We start from the raw sequence: 22,856 nt of genomic DNA, 5'->3' as shown, positions 1-22,856 counted from the left end.
GGAGGCCTGCTCAGAAGCCGGTCGCGTTCTCGGCCGCCAGCACGGCGTCCCAGGCCTCGTCCGCCGCGTCACGGTCGGTGACGACCACCGCGCGGCCGGAGGCCAGCACCCCCAGCACGCGCAGCAGGAACGCCTCGTCCATCCGGCGCCCGGGCACGTGCACCGCCGCCGCGGCGCCCCAGGCGGGTTCACGGGCGCCGGCGAGCTCCCGGGCGCGCGGCAGCAGCTGCCCGTGCAACACGGGGTCGGCGTCGTGCGCGGCGAGCAGCGCCGGGTCCTGCGGGCCGGGCTCCTCGAAGCCCGCGTAGACGTCGGCGTGGGCGCGGATCTCCGCGCAGTAGTCCACGGCGTCCTCGCCCGGCAGCTCCCCGCGGTACCCCAGGGACAGGGCGGGGCGGTCCACGACGACCGCCCGGGCCCGCGCCGGCGGCTGCGCCACGAGCGGGGGCAGGCCGCCCCGGGCGTCCACGAGCGCCACGACCGCCCGGGCGCCGGCCGCGCCGCCGGAACCCGCCGGATCCACAGGCAACACGGCCGCGCCCATCGTCCACGTCCCGAGCACCGCGGCGAGACCACGCCAGTGGACGTCGTCGCCCACCGCGACGACGTCGCCCGCCGCCAGGTCCAGCTCGTCGACCCACAGGTTCGCCGTCTTCGCCGCCCAGTTATCGAGGACCCGCCCGGAGAGCTCCACCCGCTCGCCGTCGGCTCCGTACCAGACGAGCGCCGGCCGGGTGTGGTGGCGCAGGCCGTCCATCAAAAGGGGGACAGTCGTGGCCGTGGGAAAATCCATGCTCGCTCCTGGTGGGTGCTCGGGTGCGAGGGCCTGCCGGTGGCATATGCCCTCGGGTGCATCTGTCCTGCGATCTGCCCGGTGCGCCGGAATGGTCTCTGACCTGCATGAATGCCCCGTTTCAGGCTCATTAGCACATGCAAGGACTGGACGAAGGGCCAGGCGTCATCCCTTGACGGCACAGTATTCGCACACGTGTAATGATGGGGTCCGGCAGGCGATCACCAAAGATACGTTCTCCGGGATGCATCGGGTCGGCGCCCCCCATTGTGCCAGGCCCAAGCGAACGTGTCGCATGGAAGGATAGTCATGGGAGAGGCTGCACCCCGCCAGCTCGTCGATTCCACCCCCCTCGTCCTCCGTCGCCGGAGCGTGCGCTCGGCCCCGGAGGACTGGTTCGTCGATCCGGCCGACCCCCGCGCCGCCGAACGGCACGTCCAGCGGACGAGCCTGAGCCTGGAGGACCAGGCCACCGCCTTCCTCACCGCCCACGGGACCGCCGAGGAGCTCCGGACGGCCCCCGCGGGCCTGGACCTGCTCGAAGCACCCCTCGCCGACGGGGCGGACCGCTGGCAGGCGCTCGCCGGCCTGTACGCCGTGGAGGAGGACGAGGGCGAGCTCTCGTGGCAGACCGACGCATTGTGCGCCCAGACCGACCCGGAGGCCTTCTTCCCGGAGAAGGGCGGCTCCACGCGCGACGCCAAGCGCGTCTGCCAGGCCTGCCCCGTCCAGGCCGAGTGCCTGGACTACGCCATGAGCAAGGACGAGAAGTTCGGGATCTGGGGCGGGCTCTCCGAGCGCGAACGCCGCCGTCTGCGCCGCCTCGCCCGCTGAGGTAGTTTCGGAGGATGAGCTCTTCCGGCAGCGCCATGCGCCGCTGCTCCCGCCAGACCTGCACGCGGGACGCGGTCATGACCCTCACCTACGTGTACTCGGACTCGACCGCCGTCGTCGGCCCCCTGGCCGCCCACGCCGAGCCCCACGCGTACGACCTGTGCGGCGTGCACGCCGACCGGCTCACCGTCCCGCGCGGGTGGCGGGTGGTCCGCCTCGAGCTGCCGGAGGCGGCCGCGCGCCGCGACGACATCGACGCCGTCGCCGAGGCGGTGCGCGAGCCCGAGCCCGTGCCGGGTGTGCGCGACCGCCCGCGGACGGTGCTGCGCGACGTGTCCCTCCCGCGCCCGGGCGCCGCCCCGGGCAGCGCACCCGCGGTGGACGCCGCGCCCGGCGCACGCCCCGCACCCGCCGTCCCGGAGGAGCCCGCCGCCGCCGCTCCGCGCCGGGCCCCGGCCGAGGTGCCGTGGCACGACGCCCCGATGCCGCAGGCCCTGCAGCGGCCCCACCTGCGCCGCCCGGCCACCGGGAGCACCGGGCCGCTGCCCCCGCGCTGAATCCTGCGCTGCATCCCGCGCCGAACTCCCCGGGGGGTCCCCCGCGCGGGGGCCTGTGCCCCGGGAGGTCCTCCCCTAGGATGAGCCGCAGGCCGCGTCTGCCCGGCGCGGTGGCTCTTCCCCCCGGAGCACCAGGAGTCCCCCCATGACTGTGCCTGCAACGACGCAGACGACGCACGAGATCCACCACGAGGTGCCGCAGGCGGCCCGGCACGAGGTCGGCCCCTCGTTCCCGCGCCCGGGCAGGACCGCGGGCACACCCGCCCGGCATACCGTGCCGGCGAGCTTGCGCCCGGCGCCGTGGGCGGCCCAGCAGTACACGCCGGAGCCGGTGGCACGCCCCGAGCCCGCCCTGGACCCCGCACTGTTCGCGATCCTGCGCTGTCCGCTCACCGGCGGGGCCCTCCTCCCCGTGGACGCCGACCGGCTGATGAGCGACCGCCCGTTCCGCGACGGCGTCCACCCGGTCTACCCGGTCGTCAACGGCATCGCCTGCCTGAGCCCCGTGCGCTGAGCCCCCCGGTACCGGGGCCCCGCGGGCCGCGCCGCCGCAGCAGGTGCACAGCCCGTCCCGGGCGGTTCCGAGGGGGCCGACAGTCGCACCCCGCGGCTTCCCGGGGCCCTCGGCCGGGCCCTGCCCCTATCGTGGAGGCGTCCCCCGTGCCTTCCTCCCCGCACCCCCGACGCCCGAGGTGATCCCCCCATGCCCCCGTTCCCCCGTGCGGATGCCCTGCCCGCCGCTACGCCCGTCACCCCTGCGCGCCGCCTGCTCGTCCTCGGTGCGGTGGCGCTGCTGCTCGTGACCGGCTGCGCCCAGGCCGCCGACGGCACACCGGCGGCCCCGTCCTCCGGCGCCCCGACCCCGGCGGCACCGGCGGCCGCACCGACCGCGACAGTACCGGCCGGGGCCGTGCCCACGGCGTCCCCGCCGGTCGCGGAGGGTCCCGCCGAGGTCGCGGTCACGCCCGCGGACGCGACGGTCGAGCACAACCCCGTCGATCCGGTCGTCGTGCGCACCGGCCGGGGGGAGCTCACCGACGTCGCCCTCGCGCCGGCGCCGGACAGCGCCCCCGTGCCGGGGAAGCTCTCCGCCGACGGCCGCACCTGGACGAGCTCCGGGGACCTCGCCTTCGACACCCAGTACGTGCTGACCTGGACCGCCGTGGCCGACGGCGTCCCCACCTCCGGGACGAGCGTGTTCACCACCGTCGCGGCCGCGAACGAGGTCGACGCCCAGCTCAACGTCGTGGACGGCCAGGTCTACGGCACCGGCCAGGTCCTGGAGTTGCGCTTCTCCGAGCCCGTTCTGGACAAGGCCGCGCTCGAGCGGGCCGTCACCGTGAAGGGCGGCGGCGACCGGGCCGGCGCGTTCCGCTGGTACTCGGACCGGGTGGTCCGCTACCGGCCCGCCGAGAAGTGGCAGCCGCGGTCCCGGGTCACCGTCTCCCTGGACCTGCGCGGCCTCGACGTGGGCGACGGCATGATCGGCAACCACGACCTGCGCACCACCTTCTCCACCGGCGCCGAGCACTACGCCCGCGTGGACAACCGCACGAAGACCCTCACCGCCTACGTCGACGGCAAGGTCGCCGGAAGGTTCCCCGTCACGCTCGGCAACCCCGACTGGCCGTCCACCACGGGCCGGAAGGTCATCATGGAGCAGGCCCCGAGCTACCTCTTCCAGGCCTCCTCCCTCGACCTCGCCCCGGGGGAGCCGCACTGGTATGAGACGTTCTGGGCGTCGAACGTGTCCCGGCTGACCGCCAGCGGCGAGTTCGTCCACCAGGCGCTGCCCTCGGCCCTGCCCCTCCTGGGAAAGGAGAACGTCTCCCACGGGTGCGTGGGCATGAGCCCCGAGGGGGCCGAGTTCATCCACGACGTCTTCCGCCCCGGGGACGTCGTGGAGATCCTCAACACCGGCTACCCGCAGGCCGACCCCGACGACGGGTACGGGGACTGGAACATTCCCTTCGAGCACTACGCGGACGAGGAGTGGAAGGGCAACTGGTGACCGGCGCCCCGGTCCTCCGCCCCGCCCGGCAGGGCGGGTAGGATCGGGGCCGACCGCGCGGCCCCGTCCCGCGCCGCACCCCGATCCCCTCCGATCCGAAGGACCCGCCCGTGGCCCCCTCCAGCAACCACCAGGCCCCCTGGCAGCAGGCCGACCCCGCCGAGCCCGCGGCCGAGCGCCGGGAGGACCCCGTGTGGACCGGCCTGATCCCCGCCGTCAGCACCTCCGAGCCCGCCCCGGACGAGGACCCGTCCGGCCGCCCGGCGGACGGCCCCGGGGGCGGCACCGCGCGCCCGGGCGGCTCCCACCCGGTGGACGCGGTCGCGGAGGAGGACGAGGAGATCGACGAGGACGCCCGCCGCCGGGCCGCCCTGCGCCAGGACGCCGTGGCGGACGAGCCGCGGTTCCCGCGCCTGCAACAGGTTCTCCTCGCCGTCGTGCTCCCGCTCGCCCTGCTGGCGGTCGCCGTGCGCACCGTGGCGACGCCCCTGTTCCTGTGGGCGGAGTACCACCGCCCCGGCTTCCCCGCGGACCGCTACGGCTTCTCGACCGACGAGCGGATGATCCTCGGCTCCTACGGCCTCGACTACGTCCTGAACTGGGCCCCCGCCGGTTTCCTCGGCGACCTCCGAGGCGCGGACGGCACCCGGCTGTTCCTGAGCTCCGAGGTCGCGCACATGACGGACGTGAAGGTCGTGCTGCAGAGCGCGCTCGCCGTGGTCGCCGTGTTGGCGCTGCTGGGGATCGTCTCGTCCCTGTACCTGCGCGCGAAGGCGCCCGGGGCGGCGTCGGGGGCCCTGTTCTTCGGGTCGTGGCTGGCCGTGGTGCTCCTGGTGCTGCTCGCGGTCGGCGCGGTGCTGGGCTGGCAGCAGTTCTTCACCCTGTTCCACTCGCTGTTCTTCGCGGAGGGCAGCTGGACCTTCCGGGCCTCGGACACCCTCATCCGGCTCTACCCGACCCAGTTCTGGATGGACGCGGCGATCGCGGTGGGTGCGCTGGCCCTCCTCGGGGCCCTCGCCGTCATGGTCGCCACCTGGCCCACGGCGTTCCGCCGGCACCGCGCCCTCGAGCGGGTCCGCCGGCGCCAGGAGCTGAAGCGGCGGCTCGCCGGGCGCTGAGCCGGCCGCGGCCGGAGCTCAGGCGGCGGTGAACAGCGAGAAGCCCACCAGCGCGGTCACCACCATGGCGAGGAGCAGCAGGAGCGTGCGGCCGGCGAGGTTCGTGTTGTCCGCCCGCCGGTGGGCGAACCAGGCGTGGGCGAGCACGCCCAGCAGCAGGGCGAAGGCGGTGACGCTCAGCCCGTGGGACCACCCCGGCCGGCCGGCCGCCGGCTGGACCAGTGAGGGGACCAGCACCAGCCCCAGGCCGACCGCGCCGATGACCAGGGCCGCCCGCCGGTCGGCGCGGTCGAGCCGGCGGTGCCACGGCAGCAGGGCCGCGGCGTAGACGACGAGGAACAGGACCAGCCGCACCGCCGGGAGGGCGAGGGCGCTCGAGATCATGGGGATCCTTCCGTGGTGCACGAACGAACGGGGGACGGCCCTGGGACGGGGGCCACGACCTAGCGCTCGGGCGCCGCCGCGTCGATGAGCACCTCGGCGGCCCGCCGGGCCTGCACGGCGGCGTCGGGCGTTCCGGCGATCGCCGCGGTCGTCTGGGCGCCCTCGGCCAGGATGCACAGCTGAGGGCCCAGCTCCGCGGGGGCGCCGGCGTCGTCGACGAGCTGGGCGACGTAGGCCTGGAAGGCGCGCTTGTGCTCCCGGGCGGACGCGGCCACCCGCGGCGAGACGCTGCCCAGCTCCCCGAAGGCGTTGATGAACCCGCAACCGCGGAAGGAGTCCTCGGCGAACCAGTCGGCCAGGTAGTCGTAGATGCCCAGCAGCCGCTCGCGCGGGCTCGCGGCCCGCTCCACCCGCGCGCGCACCCCGTCCTCCCACATCCGGTGCCGGCGGGCGAGGACGGCCAGGAGGAGGTCCTCCTTCGAGGGGAACAGGGCGTAGAGGCGCTTGAGCGAGACCCCGGCAGCCTGGCGCAGCTCGTCCATCCCCACGGCCTGCACCCCGCGGCCGTAGAAGAGCCGGTCTGCCGTCTCGAGCACGTGCTGGCGCGGGTCGTCGGAGTCCATGCCGCCATTCTATTGCGCGGAGAACGGGCGTTCCCTAGGCTGGAAGCGCGGGAGAACGATCGTTCTCCCGCGTGCCGGGAACGACCGAGAGGAACCACCCCATGGGGTACATCACCGTCGACACCACCAACAGCACCGACATCGAGCTCTACTACGAGGACCACGGCAGCGGCCAGCCCGTCGTCCTGATCCACGGCTACCCGCTGGACGGCTCGTCCTGGGAGAAGCAGACCGCCGCCCTGCTCGAGGCCGGCTACCGGGTCATCACCTACGACCGCCGCGGCTTCGGGCGCTCCAGCAAGCCCGTCACCGGCTACGACTACGACACCTTCGCCGCCGACCTGGACGCCGTCCTCAGGACCCTGGACCTGTCGGAGGCGGTGCTCGTGGGCTTCTCCATGGGTACCGGGGAGGTCGGGCGCTACCTGTCCACCTACGGCTCCGCCCGGGTCGCCAAGGCCGCGTTCCTGGGCTCGCTGGAGCCCTACCTGCTGCAGACCGAGGACAACCCCACCGGCGTCCCGCAGGAGGTCTTCGACGGGCTCGGCCAGGCCGTGACCGCCGACCGCTACGCCTTCTTCACCGACTTCTTCGACAACTTCTACAACACCGACACGTTCCTGGGCACCGAGCGGCTCAGCCGGCAGGTCGTGGACGCGAGCTGGAACATCGCCTCCCGCTCCGGGGCCGTGGCCTCCGTGGCGGCGCAGCCCACGTGGCTGACGGACTTCCGGGACGACATCCCGAAGATCGACGTGCCGGCCCTGATCGTCCACGGCACCGCCGACAACATCCTGCCCATCGAGGCCACGGGCCGGCAGTTCGCCAAGGCCCTGCCCCAGGCCGACTACGTCGAGATCGAGGGCGCGCCGCACGGCCTGCTCTGGACCCACGGTGCGGAGGTCAACACGGCCCTCCTGGGCTTCCTCGCCCGCTAGATGAGTGATTCCAAGGGGTGTCAGTGGTCGTAGGCGATCAGAGATCTGCGGATGGCGAGGCCGAGATGATCGTTGTGCCAGATCGCGCTCGTGAGCGCCAGCAGGCGTTGAGCGATACGAGTGCAGACCCCGGCCACGGTTCGTCCGCCGTGACGCTCCAGGTCCAACTGGGCTTTGAGGGTGTTGTTGACCGACTCGATCACCTGCCGCAAAGGTTTGAGGAACCGAGCCCCGTCTCGGGGCAGTTCCCCGACCCGGGGCGGGCGCAGCAGCTCGATCCCGGCGTGGGCCAGCTCGGCGTCGAAGGCCCGGCCGTAGTAGTTCTTGTCCCCGATCACCACCTGCCGGGCGCGCTCAGGCCCGGCCAGCCCCGGGGTGCCGGCGAGGATCTCGGTGAGCACCACCCGCTCGTCGGCCTTCGCACCGGTCAGTGCCCACCCCACCGGCAGCCCGTGCACGGTGGCCACCAGGTGCAAGCGCAGGCCCCAGAAGTAGCGGGAGTGGGAGGCGCAGTACCCGTACTGGGCCCATCCGGCCAGTGCTGAGCGTCTGACCGTCCCCCGAGAGCGGGCGCATTCGACGGGAGTGGAGTCCACCACCCACAGGTCGTCGCCGGAGACGGTCGTGTCGGCGGCCAGGACGCCGATCAGCCAGGCCATCGTGTCGGCCAGAGCCCGGAGGCGTTTGTTGTAGTCGGGCTGGTGGGGCTGGTACGGGAACAGATGTCGCAAGTGCTGGTGGGCGTGGCGCAACCAACGGGCTTCGCTGGTGTAGCCCCCGAGGGCTTGCAGCACCGCCATGGTGACCAATTCCGCATCACTGATCCTCGGTGGAAGCCCCACCACCGGGCGGATCGGAAGGTGCTCAGGATGGGCCTTCAGCAGGTCATCGGTCCTGACGTACAGTGCGGTGGCGAGGGTGTCCAGATCGGCGTCCACGAGGACCTCCAGGGTCGCGTTGGGTAGCAACGCCGATTCTGGGCAGCCTCCGCCCCGAGGCCAAGACCCTTACCCCTTGGAATCACTCATCTAGGCCCGCCCTGCCCGCCGCGGGGCGCTGCACCGGTCCCTGGTGCGGCGCCCCGGGGCGGGCGGCCGGCTCAGATCCAGGCGTCGAACCACATCCGCTGCCGCCACTGCTCGTAGGGGACGGTCTCCGCGAACCAGATCGGCGCGAAGTGCGCGCTCAGGACCAGGGCCGTGGCCGTGAAGAGGCCCACGACCACGAGCCCGGCGCGCCGGCGGGCCACAGTGCGCTGGGGCCCGCCGAGGACGAGGCCCAGCATCCCGGCCAGCAGCAGCATGAGGTAGGGCTCGACGGGCAGCGCGTAGAAGTAGAACATGGTGCGCTCGGGGTAGAGGTACCAGGGCAGGTACCCGGCGGCGAACAGGCCCAGGGGTGCCCCGAACCGCCAGTCCCGCCGTGCTGCCCACAGCCACACGGCTACCAGGAGCGCCGCGATCGCGGTCCACCACAGCAGCGGGTTGCCGATGTTGAGGATCGCCTGCGAGCAGTTCTCCACCGCGCACCCGGCCGTGCCCTGCGCCGGGGACTCGTAGTAGTAGGAGGTGGGCCGGCCCAGGACCAGCCACAGCCACGGCAGCGCCTCGTAGGAGTGCGGGGTGCCCAGGCCGTTGTGGAAGTCGAACGCGGCGACGTGGTAGGCCCACAGCGAGCGCAGCGGCGCCGGCAGCCACGCCACGCCCTCGCCCGGGTGCTCCGCGGCCCAGGTGCGGTGGTAGGCGCCGGACGAGGCGAACCACCCCGACCACGAGAGCAGGTAGGCCACCAGGCCCGTCCCCACGACGGCGAGGAAGGCGGGGATCCCGTCCCGGAGCAGGCCCGCCCGCAGCCAGTGCCGCACCCCGGCCACCCGCCGGGCGTTCATGTCCCACAGCACCGTGAGCACGCCCAGGGCCGCGACCATGAACAGCGCGTTCCACTTCGTCCCCACGGCGAGCCCGCACGCGGCGCCGGCCGCGATCCGCCACCAGCGCACGCCCAGCCACGGGCCCCACGCGAGCCGGGACCGCAGCTCGGACTCGGCGGTCCCCGGGCCGGCCACGCCCAGCCGGGCGACCAGGCGCCGGCGGGCGTGGGCCCGGTCCAGCAGCAGGAGCACGAACGCGAGCAGCACGAAGAACATGAGGAAGACGTCGAGCAGCGCGAGCCGGGACTGCACGAGGTGCAGGCCGTCGACGGCCGTGAACAGGCCCGCGAGCGTCGCTACGGTCACCGAGCGGAAGAGCAGCCACCCGGCCGCGCAGACCAGGGCGACCGACAGGGTCCCCACGAGCGCTGCGGAGAACCGCCAGCCGAACGGGTCCTGCGCCCCGAACAGCCACATCCCCGCGGCGATCAGCCACTTGCCGACCGGCGGGTGCACCACGTAGGAGGGGGTGTCGAGGGCCTCTGGGGGAGTGCCCGCCACGAAGAGCTCGTCGGCGCCCTCGGGCCACTGCCGCTCGTAGCCGTAGCGCAGCAGGGAGTAGGAGTCCTTCACGTAGTAGGTCTCGTCGAAGACGATCGCGTCCGGGTGCCCGAGGTGCCAGAAGCGCAGCACGCCGCCGAGCACCACGACGAGCAGGGGCGCGAGCCAGGCCAGGCGTCCGACGGTGGCCGGTGCGGGCAGCAGCCGGGCGCGCAGGGCGTCGGGGGCCAGGGACCGGGGCAGCGTGCTCACCGGGGGCGCCGGCCGCGTCGCCGGTGCGGGGGCTGGGGCGCGGACCGAGGAGCTCACGGTGTCATGGTAGGGGACGGGGCTGCTGCCGCCGGGGACGGGCGGGCCCGGCGGCCGGCCGTAGAGTGGAGCCGTGCACATCGAACCCCACGACGACGCCCCGCCCGCCGCTTTCGAGGCCCCGCCCGGCGAGGCCGGGTCCGACGCCGGGGCCGTGGTCCTGGCGGGCACGCCGATCGGCAACCTGGGGGACGCGTCGCCCAGGTTGCGGCAGGCCCTCGAGAGCGCCGACGTGCTCGCCGTCGAGGACACCCGGCGGCTGCGCCGGCTCGTGGCGGGCCTGGGCGTGACGACGCGCGGACGGGTGCTCACCCACCACGAGCACAACGAGGCCGCGCGGGTGGCCGAGCTGCTCGAGGCCGTGCGCGCCGGGCGCACCGTGCTGGTGCTCTCCGACGCCGGGATGCCCACCGTCTCCGACCCCGGCTACCGGCTCGCCGAGGCCGCCGCGGCCGAGGGGCTCACCGTCACGGCGATCCCCGGGCCCTCGGCGGTGCTCACGGCGCTGGCGGTCTCGGGCCTGCCCACGGACCGGTTCACGTTCGAGGGCTTCCTGCCCCGGAAGGGCTCCGAGCGCGCGGCCCGCCTCGCCGAGCTCGACGGCGAACGCCGCACCATGGTGTTCTACGAGGCCCCGCACCGGCTCGAGGTCATGCTCACGGCCCTGCGCGAGGCGTTCGGGCCCGACCGTCCCGCGGTCGTCGCCCGGGAGCTGACCAAGCTGCACGAGGAGGTCGTGCGCGGCACCCTCGCGGAGCTCGTCGCCTGGTGCGCCGAGGGGCAGGTGCGCGGGGAGATCGCCGTCGTCGTCGCCGGAGCCCCCGCCCCGGACGCCGCCCGGCCCGAGGACCTGGTGACCGAGGTTGAGGCGCTCGTGGCCGGCGGGGTCCGGCTCAAGGACGCCGCCGGGCGGGTGGCCGAGCGCTCCGGGGTGGGCAAGCGCGAGCTCTACGAGACCGTCCTGGACGCCCGCCGGAAGTAGCCCGTCCGCCCCGGACCGTCCGCCCTGGATCACCGGCCGCGCAGCACCGAGCGCGGGAGCCAGCGGGCGCGCCGGGCACCGGGGCGCTGCGCCAGTCCGGCGCGCAGCGCCGCGAGGTCCCCGGGCCCGGACCCGGGCGACCACGCGGTCCCCGGCGCGGCGTAGAGCGCCCGCTCGGCGTCGTCCCCCAGCCGCCGCAGGGACTCGCCCGCCGGCGGCACGGCGTGGGCGAGCCGGGCCACGAAGGTGCGCGGCGTTTCCGCCGCGGCCCGGGCGAGGCCGTGGTCGGCCGCGAGGTCCTCGACCTCCGCCCAGCCCGCGAGCGCCCGGTCCCCGGGGGCGGCGGAGGGGTCGGCGAGCCGCCGCAGCCGCCGGGCTCGCCGTCGGTCCCGCACGAGGCGCGGCAGCGCCAGGAGCAGGGCGAGCAGCGCTGCGGCCAGAGCGGCGGCGGCCCAGGGCAGCCAGGCGCGCGGACCGTCCTCGGGGTCCCCGGGGGGTGCGGCCTCCTCGGTCGGTGCCCCGGTGACGGCCGGTTCGGGGCTGCTGGTCTGCGTGCTCGTGGGGTCGTCGGAGGGGCTCTGCGTCGGTTCGGCGGTGGGCGGGGCCGTGCCCGTCGGCTCCTCGGTCGGCTCCTCGGCCGGGGTCTGCGCGGCGTAGCCGGGGACCTCGCCGGTGCCGGGGGTCGGCTCGAAGCGCACCCAACCTGCGCCCTCGAACCACAGCTCCGGCCACGCGTGGGCGTCCCGGGGCCGCACCGGCACCGGGGTGTCCGCCCCGGGCCGGGCGAACGGGTCGACGGCCGCGTCCTGGGCGGGCGGCAGGTAGCCGACCGCCACGCGGGCGGGGATGCCCAGCTCGCGCGCCATGACGGCCATCGCGGGGGCGAAGTGCCCGGCGTAGCCGGCCCGCTCCTGCAGGAACCGCTCCAGGGCGCTCATCCCGCCGGCGTCGTAGCCCTGCGCCACCGGGGTGTCCACGTCGTAGCGGAACTCGTCCGAGCGCAGCCACTCCTGCAGGGCGAGGGCCTGGTCGAAGGCCGTGGCGGCGCTGCCGGCGTGCCGGTGCGCGGCGTCCCGCAGGGCGGCCGGGGTGTCCTCCGGCAGCGCCCGGAACGGGTCCAGCGGCTCGCCGGCCGGCGCCGCGGGGGCCGCGCGCAGCTGCGCGGCCGTGGGCGCGGGCGCCACGGAGCGGACCTCGTAGGCGGTGCCCGGCTCCGGGACGTCGTCCGCGTGCACGGCGAGGTCCCGGGGGCTCCACGACCAGCCGTCCCCGCCCAGCCCGGTCACGGCCACGGGGACCCAGGGGAGGGGGAGCCACCGCTCGGACCAGTTCCGCAGCGTCACCGCCGCGGTCCGCTGCTCACCCGGGCCCACGGGGTTCAGCGGCGTCGCGCCGAGCCCGTCGAGGCCCTCCTCGAGGTCCTCGGCGGCGGGGAACCACTCGTCCCCGGTGAAGTCCTCGAGGCTGAGCACCCGCAGCAGCTCGGGCTCGCCCGAGGCCGTCGTGTACTCGAGCCGGGGGGCCTGCTCTCCCGAGCGCAGGTCCTGGCCCACCGCGCGCAGCGGCCCCACGCCCGCGGCGCGCTCGCCGGCCAGCCCGCTGCCCTGCGGGAAGGCGCCGTTGACGAAGCCCGGCACCACGCCGGGGACCAGGACGGTCACGGCCAGCACCCCGGCGACCACCACGAGCGCCCGGGGCCAGCTGCCGGGGGCCGCCGCCGTGGGCGGCTCCCGCACCGCGCCCCAGCGCCGCCCGCCCCCGAGCAGCACCAGCGCTGCGAGCGCGGCGGCCGCCGTCCCGGCCGGGCCCACGCTGTGCGGCAGCACGAGGGCCGGGACCACCAGGACGGCGAGGACGCCGGCCCCGGCGATCGCGGGCAGGCGCAGGCCCACCAGCAGGACGTCGACGAGCAGCGCCACGAGCCCCGTGCCCAGGGCCGCCACGAACGACAGCGCCCGTCCGGCGGGATACGGGGCGGGGCGCTCCCGCACGGCGCCGGCGGCGTCGTGCCACAGCGCCTCCGCGGCGGCGAGGCCGCCGGGGGTGGGCACGAAGCCCAGCAGCGCCGGTTCCCGCAGGAACAGCACGGTGAGCAGGAGCACGAGCGCCCCGGCGCCGAACAGGGGCGCCAGCACGGGCGGCAGGCCCACCGCCCGGGAGACCGCGGTGGCGGCGACGACGGCGAGTGCGGCCAGCAGGGCCCCCGGCAGCCACGCCGTGCCGTCGAGGACGCCGGCCAGGGCGACGAGGGACAGGACGACCGTGGTCAGCACCGTCGCGGCGAGGCCGAGCACGCCCCCCGCCGGGGGCCTCACCGGGCGGCTCCGGCGGTCCGGGCGCCGAGGCCCGCCCACGCGTCCTCGGGCGCCGCCGTGGCGGGGACGACGAGCACGGACCACCCCGCGGCCTCGAGCACCGCGGCGCCGCCGGGGGCCCGGTCCGGGTCGGCGACCAGCACCGCGCTGCCGGTGCCGGCCCGCTGCGCGGCCCGCACCACCCGCTGCGCGCCGGCCCGGTCCAGCTCCCCGGAGACCAGCAGCACCGGGTGGACCAGCCCGTCGCGCTCGAACCGCTCGGCCAGCGGGTCCGCGGCGTCCGGGGACTGTCGGGCGGGGGCGGGCAGGGGCCGCACGCGGGCCAGCCCGTGCCGGGCGTCCTCCGCGGCGTCGTCGGTGACGAGGGCGGTGCCGGCGCCGGGCGGGCGGGTGCCGCCGTCGTCCGCGCCGCCGCGGGGCAGCGGCCGGCCGTGGCCGTCGAGGGCGTGCACGGCGGTCTCCCGCCGGGTCAGGTGCTCCAGGACGGCGGCGGTGAAGGAGACGGCCCACTCGAACCCGGCCGTGCTCGGCAGCACGCCGGCCCACAGCCGCTCGCCCGGCCAGGAGCGCTCGTCGAGGTCCAACACCAGGCTCAGCCGGCGGGTGCTGCGGGGGTCCTCCTGGCGGACCATCAGCTGCCCGTGCTTGGCCGAGGCGGCCCAGTGCACCCGGCGCACCGGGTCGCCGTGGCGGTACTCGCGGATCGTCACGTTGTCCGGCCCCGGCTGCGGCATCGCCGTGCGGGACGGGTCCCCGCCGCGCTCCCGGAGCCGCTCGGCGGCGGTCTCGGGCAGCGGCACGGCCTCCGGGGCCACGTGCAGGGAGGTCCGCTCGGAGGCGTTGAGCAGCTCCGTGGCCAGGCCGAACGGGTCGGCGACCCGCACGGTCGCCGGGCCCAGCGCCCACACCCCGCGCCGGCGCGGGCGGACGGTGTAGGCGGCGGGCTTCCCGCCGGTGCCGACGGTCAGCTCCCGGTCCCCGCCCAGGGGCCCGGGCACGCTCTCATGCACGGTGACCGCCCCGGGCGCCGGCCTGCCGCCCCGGGCCCGGTGCCGCACGCGCAGGCGCACCACCGCGGAGTCTCCGGCCGTCACGAGCGCCGGGTCCACGGTGCGCTTGAGCAGCACGCGGGGTTTGACGACGTAGAGGGACAATGCGGCGAACAGCGGGGTCCCGCCGAGGAACAGGGCCAGCGCCAGGACGTCCTTGCGCCCCAGCCAGGTGGCCGCGAGCAGCGCCAGCCCGCCCGCCGCGAGGAACGCCCAGCCCCGGCCCGTGAACCGGGCGCGGGAGTCGACGGGCTGCTCCTCCCGCTCGCCCGCGGCGCCGGCGCCCTCCCGGGTCCGCCCGGCGCGCCCGTGGGCGCGGCTCATCGGCCGCGCCGGGCGTGCTCGGCCGGGACGCGGACGTCCTCGAGCACCGCGCGCACCAGCTGCTCCGCGGAGTCGGTGCCGGCCCGGCGGTCCAGGATCAGCCGGTGCGCCAGCACCGGCACGGCGACCGCGCGGACGTCGTCGGGCAGGACGTACTCGCGCCCGCTCAGGGCGGCCTCGGCCCGGGCGGTAGCCTGGAGCTGGAGCAGGGCCCGGGGGCTGGCGCCCAGGCGGATCTGCGGGTGGGACCGGGTGGCCTGGCCCAGCGCCACGACGTAGGACCGCACGGCGTCGGAGACGTGGATCCCGCGGACGTGCTCGACGAGGCGGGCGGCGTCCTCCACGGCCACGACCGGGCGCAGGCCCGCGAGCGGGGACCCGCCGCCGTGGTCGGCGAGCATCGTCATCTCGGCGGCCGTGTCCGGGTAGCCCATCGAGATGCGCGCGGTGAACCGGTCCCGCTGCGCCTCCGGCAGGGGGAAGGTGCCGTCCATCTCGACCGGGTTCTGCGTCGCCACGACCATGAACGGGGCGCCCAGGCGGTGGGTCGTGCCGTCGGCGGTGACCTGCCCCTCGGCCATGCACTCCAGCAGCGCGGACTGGGTCTTGGCGGAGGCCCGGTTGATCTCGTCGCCGATGACGACGTTGGCGAACACCGGGCCGGGCTTGAACTCGAACTCCCGCCGGGCCTGGTCGTAGACCGAGACCCCCGTGATGTCCGTGGGGAGGAGGTCGGGGGTGAACTGGATGCGGGTGACGGACCCGCCGATCGCCGTGGCCAGCGTGCGGGCCAGCATCGTCTTGCCCACGCCGGGGACGTCCTCCACGAGCAGGTGCCCGCCGGCCAGCAGCACCGTCAGGGCGGTGCGCGCCGCTTCGGGCTTGCCGTCGATCACGGCGTTGATCCGGTCCAGGATCGCCTGCGTGTACTGCGGGAAGGACTCCATGGGCTCCTCGGCTTCCTCGTCGGCACTTGTCTCCCACAGTATGTGGCCCCGCCCGTCTCGTAGATTGGAGGCGAGACCGCGTCCCCTCCGAACTCCCCGAGGTTGCCTCCCCATGACCGACCCGAACGCCACCCGCCTGGCCGCCTCCCTGTGGCCGGACCCCGCCGACCGCCCCGCCCAGCGCCCCGGCGACGTCCCGCCCGCCTACGAGGCCGAGCGCTACGCCCTGCCCGAGGACCTCCCCGACGGCGAGGGCACCCGGCGCCGTGCGGCCCAGGCCGACGACGGTCGCCGCCGCAACCTCGCCTACCCGCCCGCGCCGCCGGCCCTGCCGCACCCGGTGGCCGACAACCACACCCACCTGGACCTGCAGGACGGGCAGGTGACGGTCTCGGTGCGCGACGCCGTGGACGCCGCCGCGCTCGCCGGGGTGGCCGGGGTGGTGCAGGTCGGCTGCGACGTGCCGTCCTCGCGCTTCGCCGTGGCCGCCGCCCAAGCCGACCCCCGGGTGCTGGCGGCCGTGGCCCTGCACCCCAACGAGGCCCCGAAACTGGCCGCCGCCGGGACCCTCGACGAGGCGCTCGCCGAGATCCGGGCGCTGGGGGAGCACGAGCGGGTGCGGGCCTTCGGGGAGACCGGCCTCGACTACTACCGCACGGAGGAGCAGGGACGGGAGCACCAGAAGCGCTCCTTCCGCGAGCACATCCGCTTCGCGCAGGAGACCGGCAAGGCCCTGCAGATCCACGACCGGGACGCGCACGCCGACGTCGTCGCCGTGCTGCTCCAGGAGGGCGCGCCCGAGCGCACCGTCTTCCACTGCTTCTCCGGCGACGCCGAGCTCGCCCGCACCTGCAACGAGCACGGCTGGTACATGTCCTTCTCCGGGACGGTCACGTTCAAGAACAGCCACGACCTCAAGGCCGCGCTGCGGGTCGCCCGCCCAGAGCTGGTGCTCGTGGAGACCGACGCCCCGTTTTTGACCCCCCACCCGTACCGGGGCCGGCCCAACGCCAGCTACGTGGTCAACTGGACGGTGCGGGGGATGGCCGGGATCCTCGAGCAGGACCTCGAGCCGCTGTGCGAGCGGATCTGGGCCAACACCGCCGCGGTGTACGGGAAGTTTTAAGGCGCGCCGGCGTCCCATGTCCTCCGGCGCCTTCCCTTGTTGCCGAGCCCCCACGGCCGCTTCATCTCCCCACGATCGCTTCTGGGGAGATGAAGCCACTGTGGGGGCTCGGCACCAGGGGGCGCCGGGATGTGGGGGCCCGGCAGCAGAGAACGCGGAAGCATGGGGGTTCGGCGGGCGAGGGGCCGGGCGGGGCCGCCGGAGCGGGCCGATACGATGACCCGGTGACAGATGACACCGACCCCGCCGCCCGCCCGCTGCTCGGACCCGCCGAGATCCGCGCGCTCGCCGAGCAGCTCGGCATCCGGCCGACCAAGACGCTGGGGCAGAACTTCGTGATCGACCCCAACACGATCCGCCGGATCGTCGCGGCCGCGGACCTGGGCCCGGCGGAGACGGTGCTCGAGGTCGGCCCCGGCCTCGGCTCGCTGACCCTCGGCCTGCTGGACGCCGCCGAGCGGGTCGTCGCTGTGGAGATCGACCCGCCCCTGGCCCGGCAGCTCCCGCACACGGTCGAGCGCTTCCGCCCGGAGCAGGCCGCGCACCTGAGCGTCGTGGAGCAGGACGCCCTGCGCGTCGAGGAGCTCCCGGCCCGGCCCACCGCCCTGGTGGCCAACCTGCCGTACAACGTGGCCGTGCCGGTGCTGCTGCACCTGCTGGGCCGCTTCGACTCGATCGGCCACGGGCTCGTCATGGTGCAGGAGGAGGTCGCCGACCGCCTCGCCGCGGGGCCCGGCTCCAAGGTCTACGGCGTCCCGTCGGTCAAGGCCTCCTGGTACGCCGAGGTCACGAAGGCCGGGACGATCGGCAAGAACGTGTTCTGGCCGGCCCCGCAGATCGCCTCCGGGCTCGTGCGCTTCGTGCGCCGGGACCGGCCGGTCGCCGACGTCGACCGCAACCTCGTCTTCGCCGTGGTCGACGCCGCCTTCGCGCAGCGGCGCAAGACGCTGCGCGCCGCGCTCGCGGGCTGGGCGGGCTCCGCCGCGGCGGCGGGCGAGCTGCTGGCCGCGGCCGGCATCGACCCGGGGGAGCGGGGCGAGAAGCTCGACGTCCACGAGTTCGCCCGCATCGCGCAGGCCGGCGCGGCGGCCGGGCTGAGCGCGGGGGTCCGGGGCGCATGAGCACCCTGACGCTGGCCGAGCAGGCCTCCGCCCCCGGCAAGGTCAACCTGTTCTTCGCCGCCGGCCCGCGGCGCCCGGACGGCTACCACGACGTCGCGAGCCTCTACTGCGCCGTGAGCACGGCCGAGACCGTCACCGCCACCCCGACCCGCGGCACCGGCATCGCCGTGGGCGTCGCCGCGGTCCCGGGCTCGCTCGTCGACCAGCAGATCGCGGCCGGCACGTTCTGCCTGGACGCGGTCCCCACCGACGGGTCCAACCTCGCGGTGCGCGCGGCCCGCGCCGTGCTGGAGCGCTTCCCTGCGCTGCCCGGCGGGCTGCACCTGCAGATCGACAAGGCCGTCCCCGTGGCCGGCGGCATGGGCGGGGGCTCGGCCGACGCCGCCGCGGCGCTCGTGGCCGTCAACCGGCTCGCGGCCCGCGTCGCGGGCCGGCCCGCGCTCGACGACGACGCCCTGCTCGACCTGGCCGCCGGCCTCGGCGCGGACGTGCCCTTCGCCCTGGTGGGCGGGGCCGCCGTCGGCACCGGCACCGGCGCGCAGCTGCGGCCCGTGCGGACCGGCGCCGGTGTGCACCTGGTGCTCGTCGCCGGCACCGCAGGGCTGTCCACCCCCGCGGTCTACGCCGAGCTGGACCGGCTGCGCGAGCACGAGGACGTGCCCGCGCCCGCGCTGCCGTGCGGGCTCGAGCGGGCGCTGTCGGACGGGACCGCGCAGGACCTGGCCCCGCTGCTGCGCAACGACCTGCAGCCGGCCGCGCTGTCGATGGCCCCGCACCTGGCCGCGGCCCTGGCCGAGGGCCCCGCGGCCGGTGCTGCGGCGAGCCTCGTCTCCGGCTCCGGGCCCACGGTCGCCCACCTGCTGGCCGACGCGGCGTCGGCCGAGGCGCTTGCGCAACGGCTCCGGGAGCGGGGAGCGCCCGCTCTGGCGGTGCGCGTCCCCGGTCCCTGAGCCGGGCCCGGACGGGTCCGGCGCGCGGGTCGCGGGAGCGTGTCCCGGGCCGGCGGTGACCCCGCCCGTCGGGTACCCGCGGGTAGGTGACGAGCCGGTCACGGTTCGCAGTCGTGGCTGGGCGGACCTGCGGCGCCGGTCCTAGCCTGGGGCTGTCGCACGGCAGGCGCGCGACGACGTCGACCGGGGGTGCGGGACATGAGACGACTCGGAGCAGGTGCTGCGACGGTGGCCGTGGCACTGGCGGGACCGCTGCCGGTGGCCGTCGCGCAGGGGGACCACGAGCCGCCCGGTCCGCGGGTGGTCGCCGAGGGGCTGGACAACCCGCGGCAGCTGAACTGGGACCAGGACGGGGAGTCGCTGGTCGTGGCCGAGGCCGGCCGGGGCGGACCGGAGTGCGTCACGGAAGGGCGCTGCGTGGGCCCGACCGGCGCGGTCACGCTCGTCGAGGACCCGGACGGGGAGACGCCCACGGCGTCCTCCGCCGCCGAGGGACTGCTCTCCGTCGCGGGCCCGGACGGGTCCTTCGCGGAAGGGCCCGCCGGCGCGGACACCACGGACGTGGAGGGGCAGCACATCGTCGCCGGCTACGACCCCGCCCGGTTCGACCCCGCCGTGCCCGAGGCGCGCGGCGGGTCCCTGCTGGTGGCCGTCCAGGAGGCCTCCGACGTCACCTCCGTCCTGGCCTACGCCGATCTCCAGGCGGCCGAGGAGCAGCTCAACCCCGACGGCGCGCAGATCGACTCCAATCCGTACGCGGTGCTCTACGTGGACGAGGACACGGAGGAGTCCCCGGACGGCTACGCGCTCGTGGCGGACGCCGGGGCGAACGCCGTGTGGAAGGTCGAGCCGGACTTCTCCACGGCGACCGAGGACGCCCCGCCCGCGTACGAGGTGAGCGTCTTCGCGAGCTGGCCGACCACCGGGCTGCCCGGCGGGGCGGACGACCCGGAAGGACCTCCCGAGTTCGTGCCCACGTCCCTGGCCGCGGACCAGGACGGCAACATCTACGTCGGCGGGCTGGGATCGGTGCGCCCGGGGGAGGCCTCGGTCGTGCAGTTCGCCGCGGACGGCACCGAGCTGACGCGCTGGGACGGGTTCACCGCGGTGACCGGCGTGGCGGTGGACGGCGGCCACCTCTTCGTCTCGCAGCTGTTCGGGCCCACCCCGCCCATGCCTCCGGGGCAGACCCCGGCGGACGAGGCGCCGCCGGCCGCCGGGGAGGCACCGGGCCAGGTGCTGGTCCTGGACCGGCACGCGGAGGACGCCGAGCGGTACGCGGTCGACGTCCCGCTGCCGGCCGGCCTGGCCTCCGACGGCCGGCACGTCTACGCCGCGGTCAACAGCGTGGCCCCGGCCGAGGGCCTCGCGGCGGGACCGCGGAACCCCCTCGGCGCCCTCGGCGGCGGCGCGGTTTGGGAGCTGGACTTCTCCGAGGCTTACCTCGTGGAGCCCGTCGAGGCCCCGCAGGATTAGGCCCGCGGCCGGGGACGACGGCGGTGGCGGCCCGGTCGCGCCGCCGCCGTCGCCGCGGCCACGGCGGTCTCCACCGGGCAGGGATTGCGGCACGGAAAAATTCGCTATTCATTCCCGCTCCTCGGGAGCATCCTGGAGTTATTCGAGCGTGCTCGGGAAGCCTCCCGGGCCCGTGGACCGATCCAGGAGGACCAGCCATGCCTGCCACCGAGTTCGTTCCCGTCTCCGACTGCTCCGTGGGGCAGTGCTCCTTCAACCACGACCACGAGTGCACGGCCCACGCCATCACCGTCTCCGGCTCGAGCGGCCACGCCCACTGCGGCACGTTCATCTCCCTCGGCCCCGATGGCGGCCTGCCGACCGTCCACGCCGAGGTGGGCGCGTGCCAGCGCTCCGAGTGCACGCACAACTCCCACCTGATGTGCACGGCCGAGAAGATCATGGTCGGTGCCGGCGCCGACGAGGCCGACTGCCTCACCTACCAGGCGGCCTGACCCGCCGCGGAGGATCCCGCCGGGTGGCGGCCCCGGCCAGGGGCCCTCACCCGGCGGGTTCCGCCGCAGACCTAGGCCAGGTCCTCGGACAGCTCCAGCCAGCGCATCTCCAGCTCCTCGATCTCGTCCTCGACCGCGCGCAAACCTGCAGTGATCGTGGCGAGGCCGCTGTAGTCGGACTGGTCGTGGGCCGCCATCTCGGCGTGGATCTGCACGACCTGGGCGTTGAGCTTCTCGAGCTTGCGCTCGATCGCGGCGACCTCCTTCTGCGCGGCGCGGGCCTGCGCGCCGGTCAGCTTCGGCGCGGCGAGCGTCGTCGTCGTCCCGCCGGAGGCCCCGGCGGCGCCCGCCGCCAGGGGGTTGGTGGCCCCGGCGGAGCCGGCGGCCGAGCCCGAGCGGGACTGGGACGCGAGCTCCAGGTACTGCTCCACCCCGCGCGGCAGGTGCTGGAAGCGGCCGTCGATCACCGCGTACTGCTGGTCGGTGACGCGCTCCAGCAGGTAGCGGTCGTGGGAGACGACCAGCAGGGTGCCGGGCCAGGTGTCGAGCAGGTCCTCCATGGCCGCGAGCATGTCGGTGTCCAGGTCGTTGGAGGGCTCGTCGAGGATGAGCACGTTGGGCTCGTCGAGCAGGATCATCAGCAGCTGCAGCCGCCGCTTCTGCCCGCCCGAGAGGTCCTTGACCGGGGTGGAGAGCTGCTCGTTGGTGAAGCCCAGCCGCTCGAGGAGCTGGCCGGGGCTCATCTCCTTGCCGTCGGCCAGGTAGGTGGTCCGCTTGGACGCGATGACGTCCGAGACCCGGTCCTCGGCCACGTCCTCCAGCTCGGACAGCTGCTGGGTGAGGGTCGCGATCTTCACGGTCTTGCCGCGCTTGACCCGCCCGCTCGTGGGCTGGACCGCGCCGGTGACCAGGCCCAGCAGCGTGGACTTGCCGGCGCCGTTGACGCCCAGGATGCCGGTGCGCTCCCCGGGGGCGATCAGCCAGGTGACGTCCTTGAGCACCGGGCGGGTGCCGCCGTCCTCGGTGGGGTAGGCGACGGAGACCTTCTCGAGGTCCACCACGTCCTTGCCCAGCCGCGAGACCGCCATCCGGGACAGCTCCACGGTGTCGCGCGGCGGGGGCACGTCGCTGATCAGCTGGTTGGCGGCCTCGATGCGGAACTTCGGCTTGGCCGTGCGGGCGGGGGCGCCGCGGCGCAGCCACGCCAGCTCCTTCTTCATGAGGTTCTGCCGCTTCGCCTCGACCGTGGCGGCCTGGCGGTCGCGCTCCACGCGCTGCAGCACGTACGCGGCGTAGCCGCCCTCGAAGGGCTCCACGATCCGGTCGTGGACCTCCCACGTGGTGGTGCACACCGCGTCGAGGAACCAGCGGTCGTGGGTGACCACGGCGAGCCCGCCCTGGTTCTTCGGCCACCGGCTGCCGAGGTGGCGGGCCAGCCAGGTGATGCCGTCGACGTCGAGGTGGTTGGTGGGCTCGTCCAGGAAGATGACGTCCCAGTCCCCGGCCAGCAGCGCCGCCAGCGCCACGCGCCGCTTCTGCCCGCCGGAGAGATCGCCCACCTTCGCGTCCCAGTCGAGGTCGTTGACGAGCCCGGAGATCACGTCGCGCACCTTCGCGTCCCCGGCCCACTCGTGCTCCTCGCGCCCGCCGACGACGGCGTGGCCCACGGTGAGCTCCGGGTCCAGGACGTCGGCCTGGTCGAGCATGCCGACGCGCACGCCCGAGCGCACGGTCACGCGGCCCTCGTCGGGCTGGAGCCGGCCCGCGAGCAGCTTCATGAGGGTCGACTTGCCGTCGCCGTTGCGGCCCACGATGCCGATCCGGTCGCCCTCGTCGATGCCGAGGCTCACGCCGTCGAAGACCGTCTTGGTGGGGAATTCCAGGTGCAGGTTCTCGCCGCCGAGTAGATGTGCCACCCGACAAGGGTACTCGGGTGTCCTGGGTCCCCGGTGTGGGGTACTCGTGGGCGCCGAGCCCCCCAACCCGATGCCGACTCCCCAGGTTCGATCGTGGGGGATCGCCACCACCCGGGGGACTCGGCGGGAGAGGGCATAGACGAGGGGGCCGGCAGGGG

General features: G+C 75.4%; 21 protein-coding genes. 12 read left to right on the top strand and 9 right to left on the bottom strand.

The window, feature by feature from the left end; translation table 11 throughout:
- Positions 1–10: 10 nt before the first annotated feature.
- Positions 11–793, bottom strand: coding sequence for a TIGR03089 family protein (locus M3185_RS09635; RefSeq protein ID WP_251333454.1), 783 nt, complete (start codon positions 791–793; stop codon positions 11–13).
- Positions 794–1,102: 309 nt separating this feature from the next.
- Between M3185_RS09635 and M3185_RS09630 the strand changes: the two genes are divergently transcribed.
- From M3185_RS09630 to M3185_RS09610, 5 genes are all read left to right on the top strand, one after another.
- Positions 1,103–1,627, top strand: coding sequence for a WhiB family transcriptional regulator (locus tag M3185_RS09630; RefSeq protein WP_251333453.1), 525 nt, complete (start codon positions 1,103–1,105; stop codon positions 1,625–1,627).
- Between the two features lie 14 nt (positions 1,628–1,641).
- On the top strand, positions 1,642–2,184 hold the full coding sequence (locus M3185_RS17375; protein WP_308222190.1) for a DUF3499 domain-containing protein: 543 nt from the start codon (positions 1,642–1,644) through the stop codon (positions 2,182–2,184).
- A gap of 145 nt (positions 2,185–2,329) precedes the next feature.
- Positions 2,330–2,698, top strand: coding sequence for a hypothetical protein (locus M3185_RS09620; RefSeq protein ID WP_251333452.1), 369 nt, complete (start codon positions 2,330–2,332; stop codon positions 2,696–2,698).
- Positions 2,699–2,887: 189 nt separating this feature from the next.
- Positions 2,888–4,195, top strand: a complete 1,308-nt coding sequence (locus M3185_RS09615; protein ID WP_251333451.1) for a L,D-transpeptidase — start codon at positions 2,888–2,890, stop codon at positions 4,193–4,195.
- Between the two features lie 110 nt (positions 4,196–4,305).
- A complete protein-coding gene (locus M3185_RS09610; protein WP_251333450.1) occupies positions 4,306–5,313 on the top strand; it encodes a TIGR01906 family membrane protein in 1,008 nt (335 codons plus the stop codon).
- A gap of 18 nt (positions 5,314–5,331) precedes the next feature.
- Here M3185_RS09610 and M3185_RS09605 read toward each other — a convergent pair whose 3' ends face one another.
- Positions 5,332–5,697 (bottom strand): hypothetical protein, encoded by a 366-nt coding sequence (locus M3185_RS09605; protein ID WP_251333449.1) that lies wholly within the window; start codon positions 5,695–5,697, stop codon positions 5,332–5,334.
- Between the two features lie 59 nt (positions 5,698–5,756).
- Entirely contained in the window at positions 5,757–6,320 is a 564-nt protein-coding gene (locus M3185_RS09600; protein ID WP_251333448.1) for a TetR/AcrR family transcriptional regulator, read from the bottom strand.
- Positions 6,321–6,421: 101 nt separating this feature from the next.
- On the opposite strand from M3185_RS09600, the gene M3185_RS09595 reads away from it, so the two are divergent.
- A complete protein-coding gene (locus tag M3185_RS09595) occupies positions 6,422–7,258 on the top strand; it encodes an alpha/beta fold hydrolase (RefSeq protein ID WP_251333447.1) in 837 nt (278 codons plus the stop codon).
- 20 nt (positions 7,259–7,278) lie between these two features.
- Here the strand turns inward: M3185_RS09595 and M3185_RS09590 are convergent, their stop codons facing one another.
- Positions 7,279–8,196: an IS982 family transposase gene (locus tag M3185_RS09590; RefSeq protein ID WP_445298421.1), complete on the bottom strand. Its 918-nt coding sequence runs from the start codon at positions 8,194–8,196 to the stop codon at positions 7,279–7,281.
- 161 nt (positions 8,197–8,357) lie between these two features.
- Entirely contained in the window at positions 8,358–10,079 is a 1,722-nt protein-coding gene (locus M3185_RS09585) for a dolichyl-phosphate-mannose--protein mannosyltransferase (protein WP_285859721.1), read from the bottom strand.
- On the opposite strand from M3185_RS09585, the gene rsmI reads away from it, so the two are divergent.
- Positions 10,072–10,980 (top strand): 16S rRNA (cytidine(1402)-2'-O)-methyltransferase, encoded by a 909-nt coding sequence (rsmI, locus tag M3185_RS09580; protein ID WP_374238490.1) that lies wholly within the window; start codon positions 10,072–10,074, stop codon positions 10,978–10,980. The genes M3185_RS09585 and rsmI overlap by 8 nt on opposite strands.
- Before the next feature lie 29 nt (positions 10,981–11,009).
- On the opposite strand, the gene M3185_RS09575 is transcribed toward rsmI, so the two are convergent.
- Genes M3185_RS09575 through M3185_RS09565 form a run of 3 tightly spaced genes read right to left on the bottom strand, consistent with a single transcriptional unit; the run spans position 11,010 to position 15,615 of the window.
- Entirely contained in the window at positions 11,010–13,295 is a 2,286-nt protein-coding gene (locus tag M3185_RS09575) for a transglutaminaseTgpA domain-containing protein (RefSeq protein ID WP_251333444.1), read from the bottom strand.
- Entirely contained in the window at positions 13,292–14,668 is a 1,377-nt protein-coding gene (locus tag M3185_RS09570; protein WP_251333443.1) for a DUF58 domain-containing protein, read from the bottom strand. The genes M3185_RS09575 and M3185_RS09570 overlap by 4 nt, the downstream gene beginning before the upstream one ends.
- Entirely contained in the window at positions 14,665–15,615 is a 951-nt protein-coding gene (locus M3185_RS09565) for an AAA family ATPase (RefSeq protein ID WP_251333442.1), read from the bottom strand. The genes M3185_RS09570 and M3185_RS09565 overlap by 4 nt, the downstream gene beginning before the upstream one ends.
- A gap of 112 nt (positions 15,616–15,727) precedes the next feature.
- On the opposite strand from M3185_RS09565, the gene M3185_RS09560 reads away from it, so the two are divergent.
- The 5 genes from M3185_RS09560 (at position 15,728) to M3185_RS09540 (ending at position 20,782) form a co-directional block, all read left to right on the top strand.
- Entirely contained in the window at positions 15,728–16,741 is a 1,014-nt protein-coding gene (locus M3185_RS09560) for a TatD family hydrolase (RefSeq protein WP_251333441.1), read from the top strand.
- A gap of 224 nt (positions 16,742–16,965) precedes the next feature.
- Positions 16,966–17,862 (top strand): 16S rRNA (adenine(1518)-N(6)/adenine(1519)-N(6))-dimethyltransferase RsmA, encoded by an 897-nt coding sequence (gene rsmA, locus M3185_RS09555; RefSeq protein WP_251333440.1) that lies wholly within the window; start codon positions 16,966–16,968, stop codon positions 17,860–17,862.
- The gene (locus tag M3185_RS09550) at positions 17,859–18,812 is read left to right on the top strand and encodes a 4-(cytidine 5'-diphospho)-2-C-methyl-D-erythritol kinase (RefSeq protein WP_251333439.1); all 954 of its coding nucleotides are present in this window, start codon (positions 17,859–17,861) and stop codon (positions 18,810–18,812) included. The genes rsmA and M3185_RS09550 overlap by 4 nt, the downstream gene beginning before the upstream one ends.
- A gap of 198 nt (positions 18,813–19,010) precedes the next feature.
- On the top strand, positions 19,011–20,288 hold the full coding sequence (locus M3185_RS09545; protein WP_251333438.1) for a ScyD/ScyE family protein: 1,278 nt from the start codon (positions 19,011–19,013) through the stop codon (positions 20,286–20,288).
- Between the two features lie 197 nt (positions 20,289–20,485).
- The gene (locus tag M3185_RS09540) at positions 20,486–20,782 is read left to right on the top strand and encodes a DUF1540 domain-containing protein (protein ID WP_251333437.1); all 297 of its coding nucleotides are present in this window, start codon (positions 20,486–20,488) and stop codon (positions 20,780–20,782) included.
- A gap of 71 nt (positions 20,783–20,853) precedes the next feature.
- On the opposite strand, the gene M3185_RS09535 is transcribed toward M3185_RS09540, so the two are convergent.
- Complete coding sequence (locus M3185_RS09535; RefSeq protein ID WP_251333436.1) at positions 20,854–22,698, bottom strand: ABC-F family ATP-binding cassette domain-containing protein; 1,845 nt, start codon at positions 22,696–22,698, stop codon at positions 20,854–20,856.
- Positions 22,699–22,856: the final 158 nt, after the last annotated feature.

It is taken from the genome of Kocuria rosea (assembly GCF_023715525.1).
Lineage (GTDB): Bacteria > Actinomycetota > Actinomycetes > Actinomycetales > Micrococcaceae > Kocuria > Kocuria rosea_A.
The sequence above is the reverse complement of the archived record's forward strand: the minus strand, read 5'-3'. Positions and strand labels throughout refer to the sequence as shown.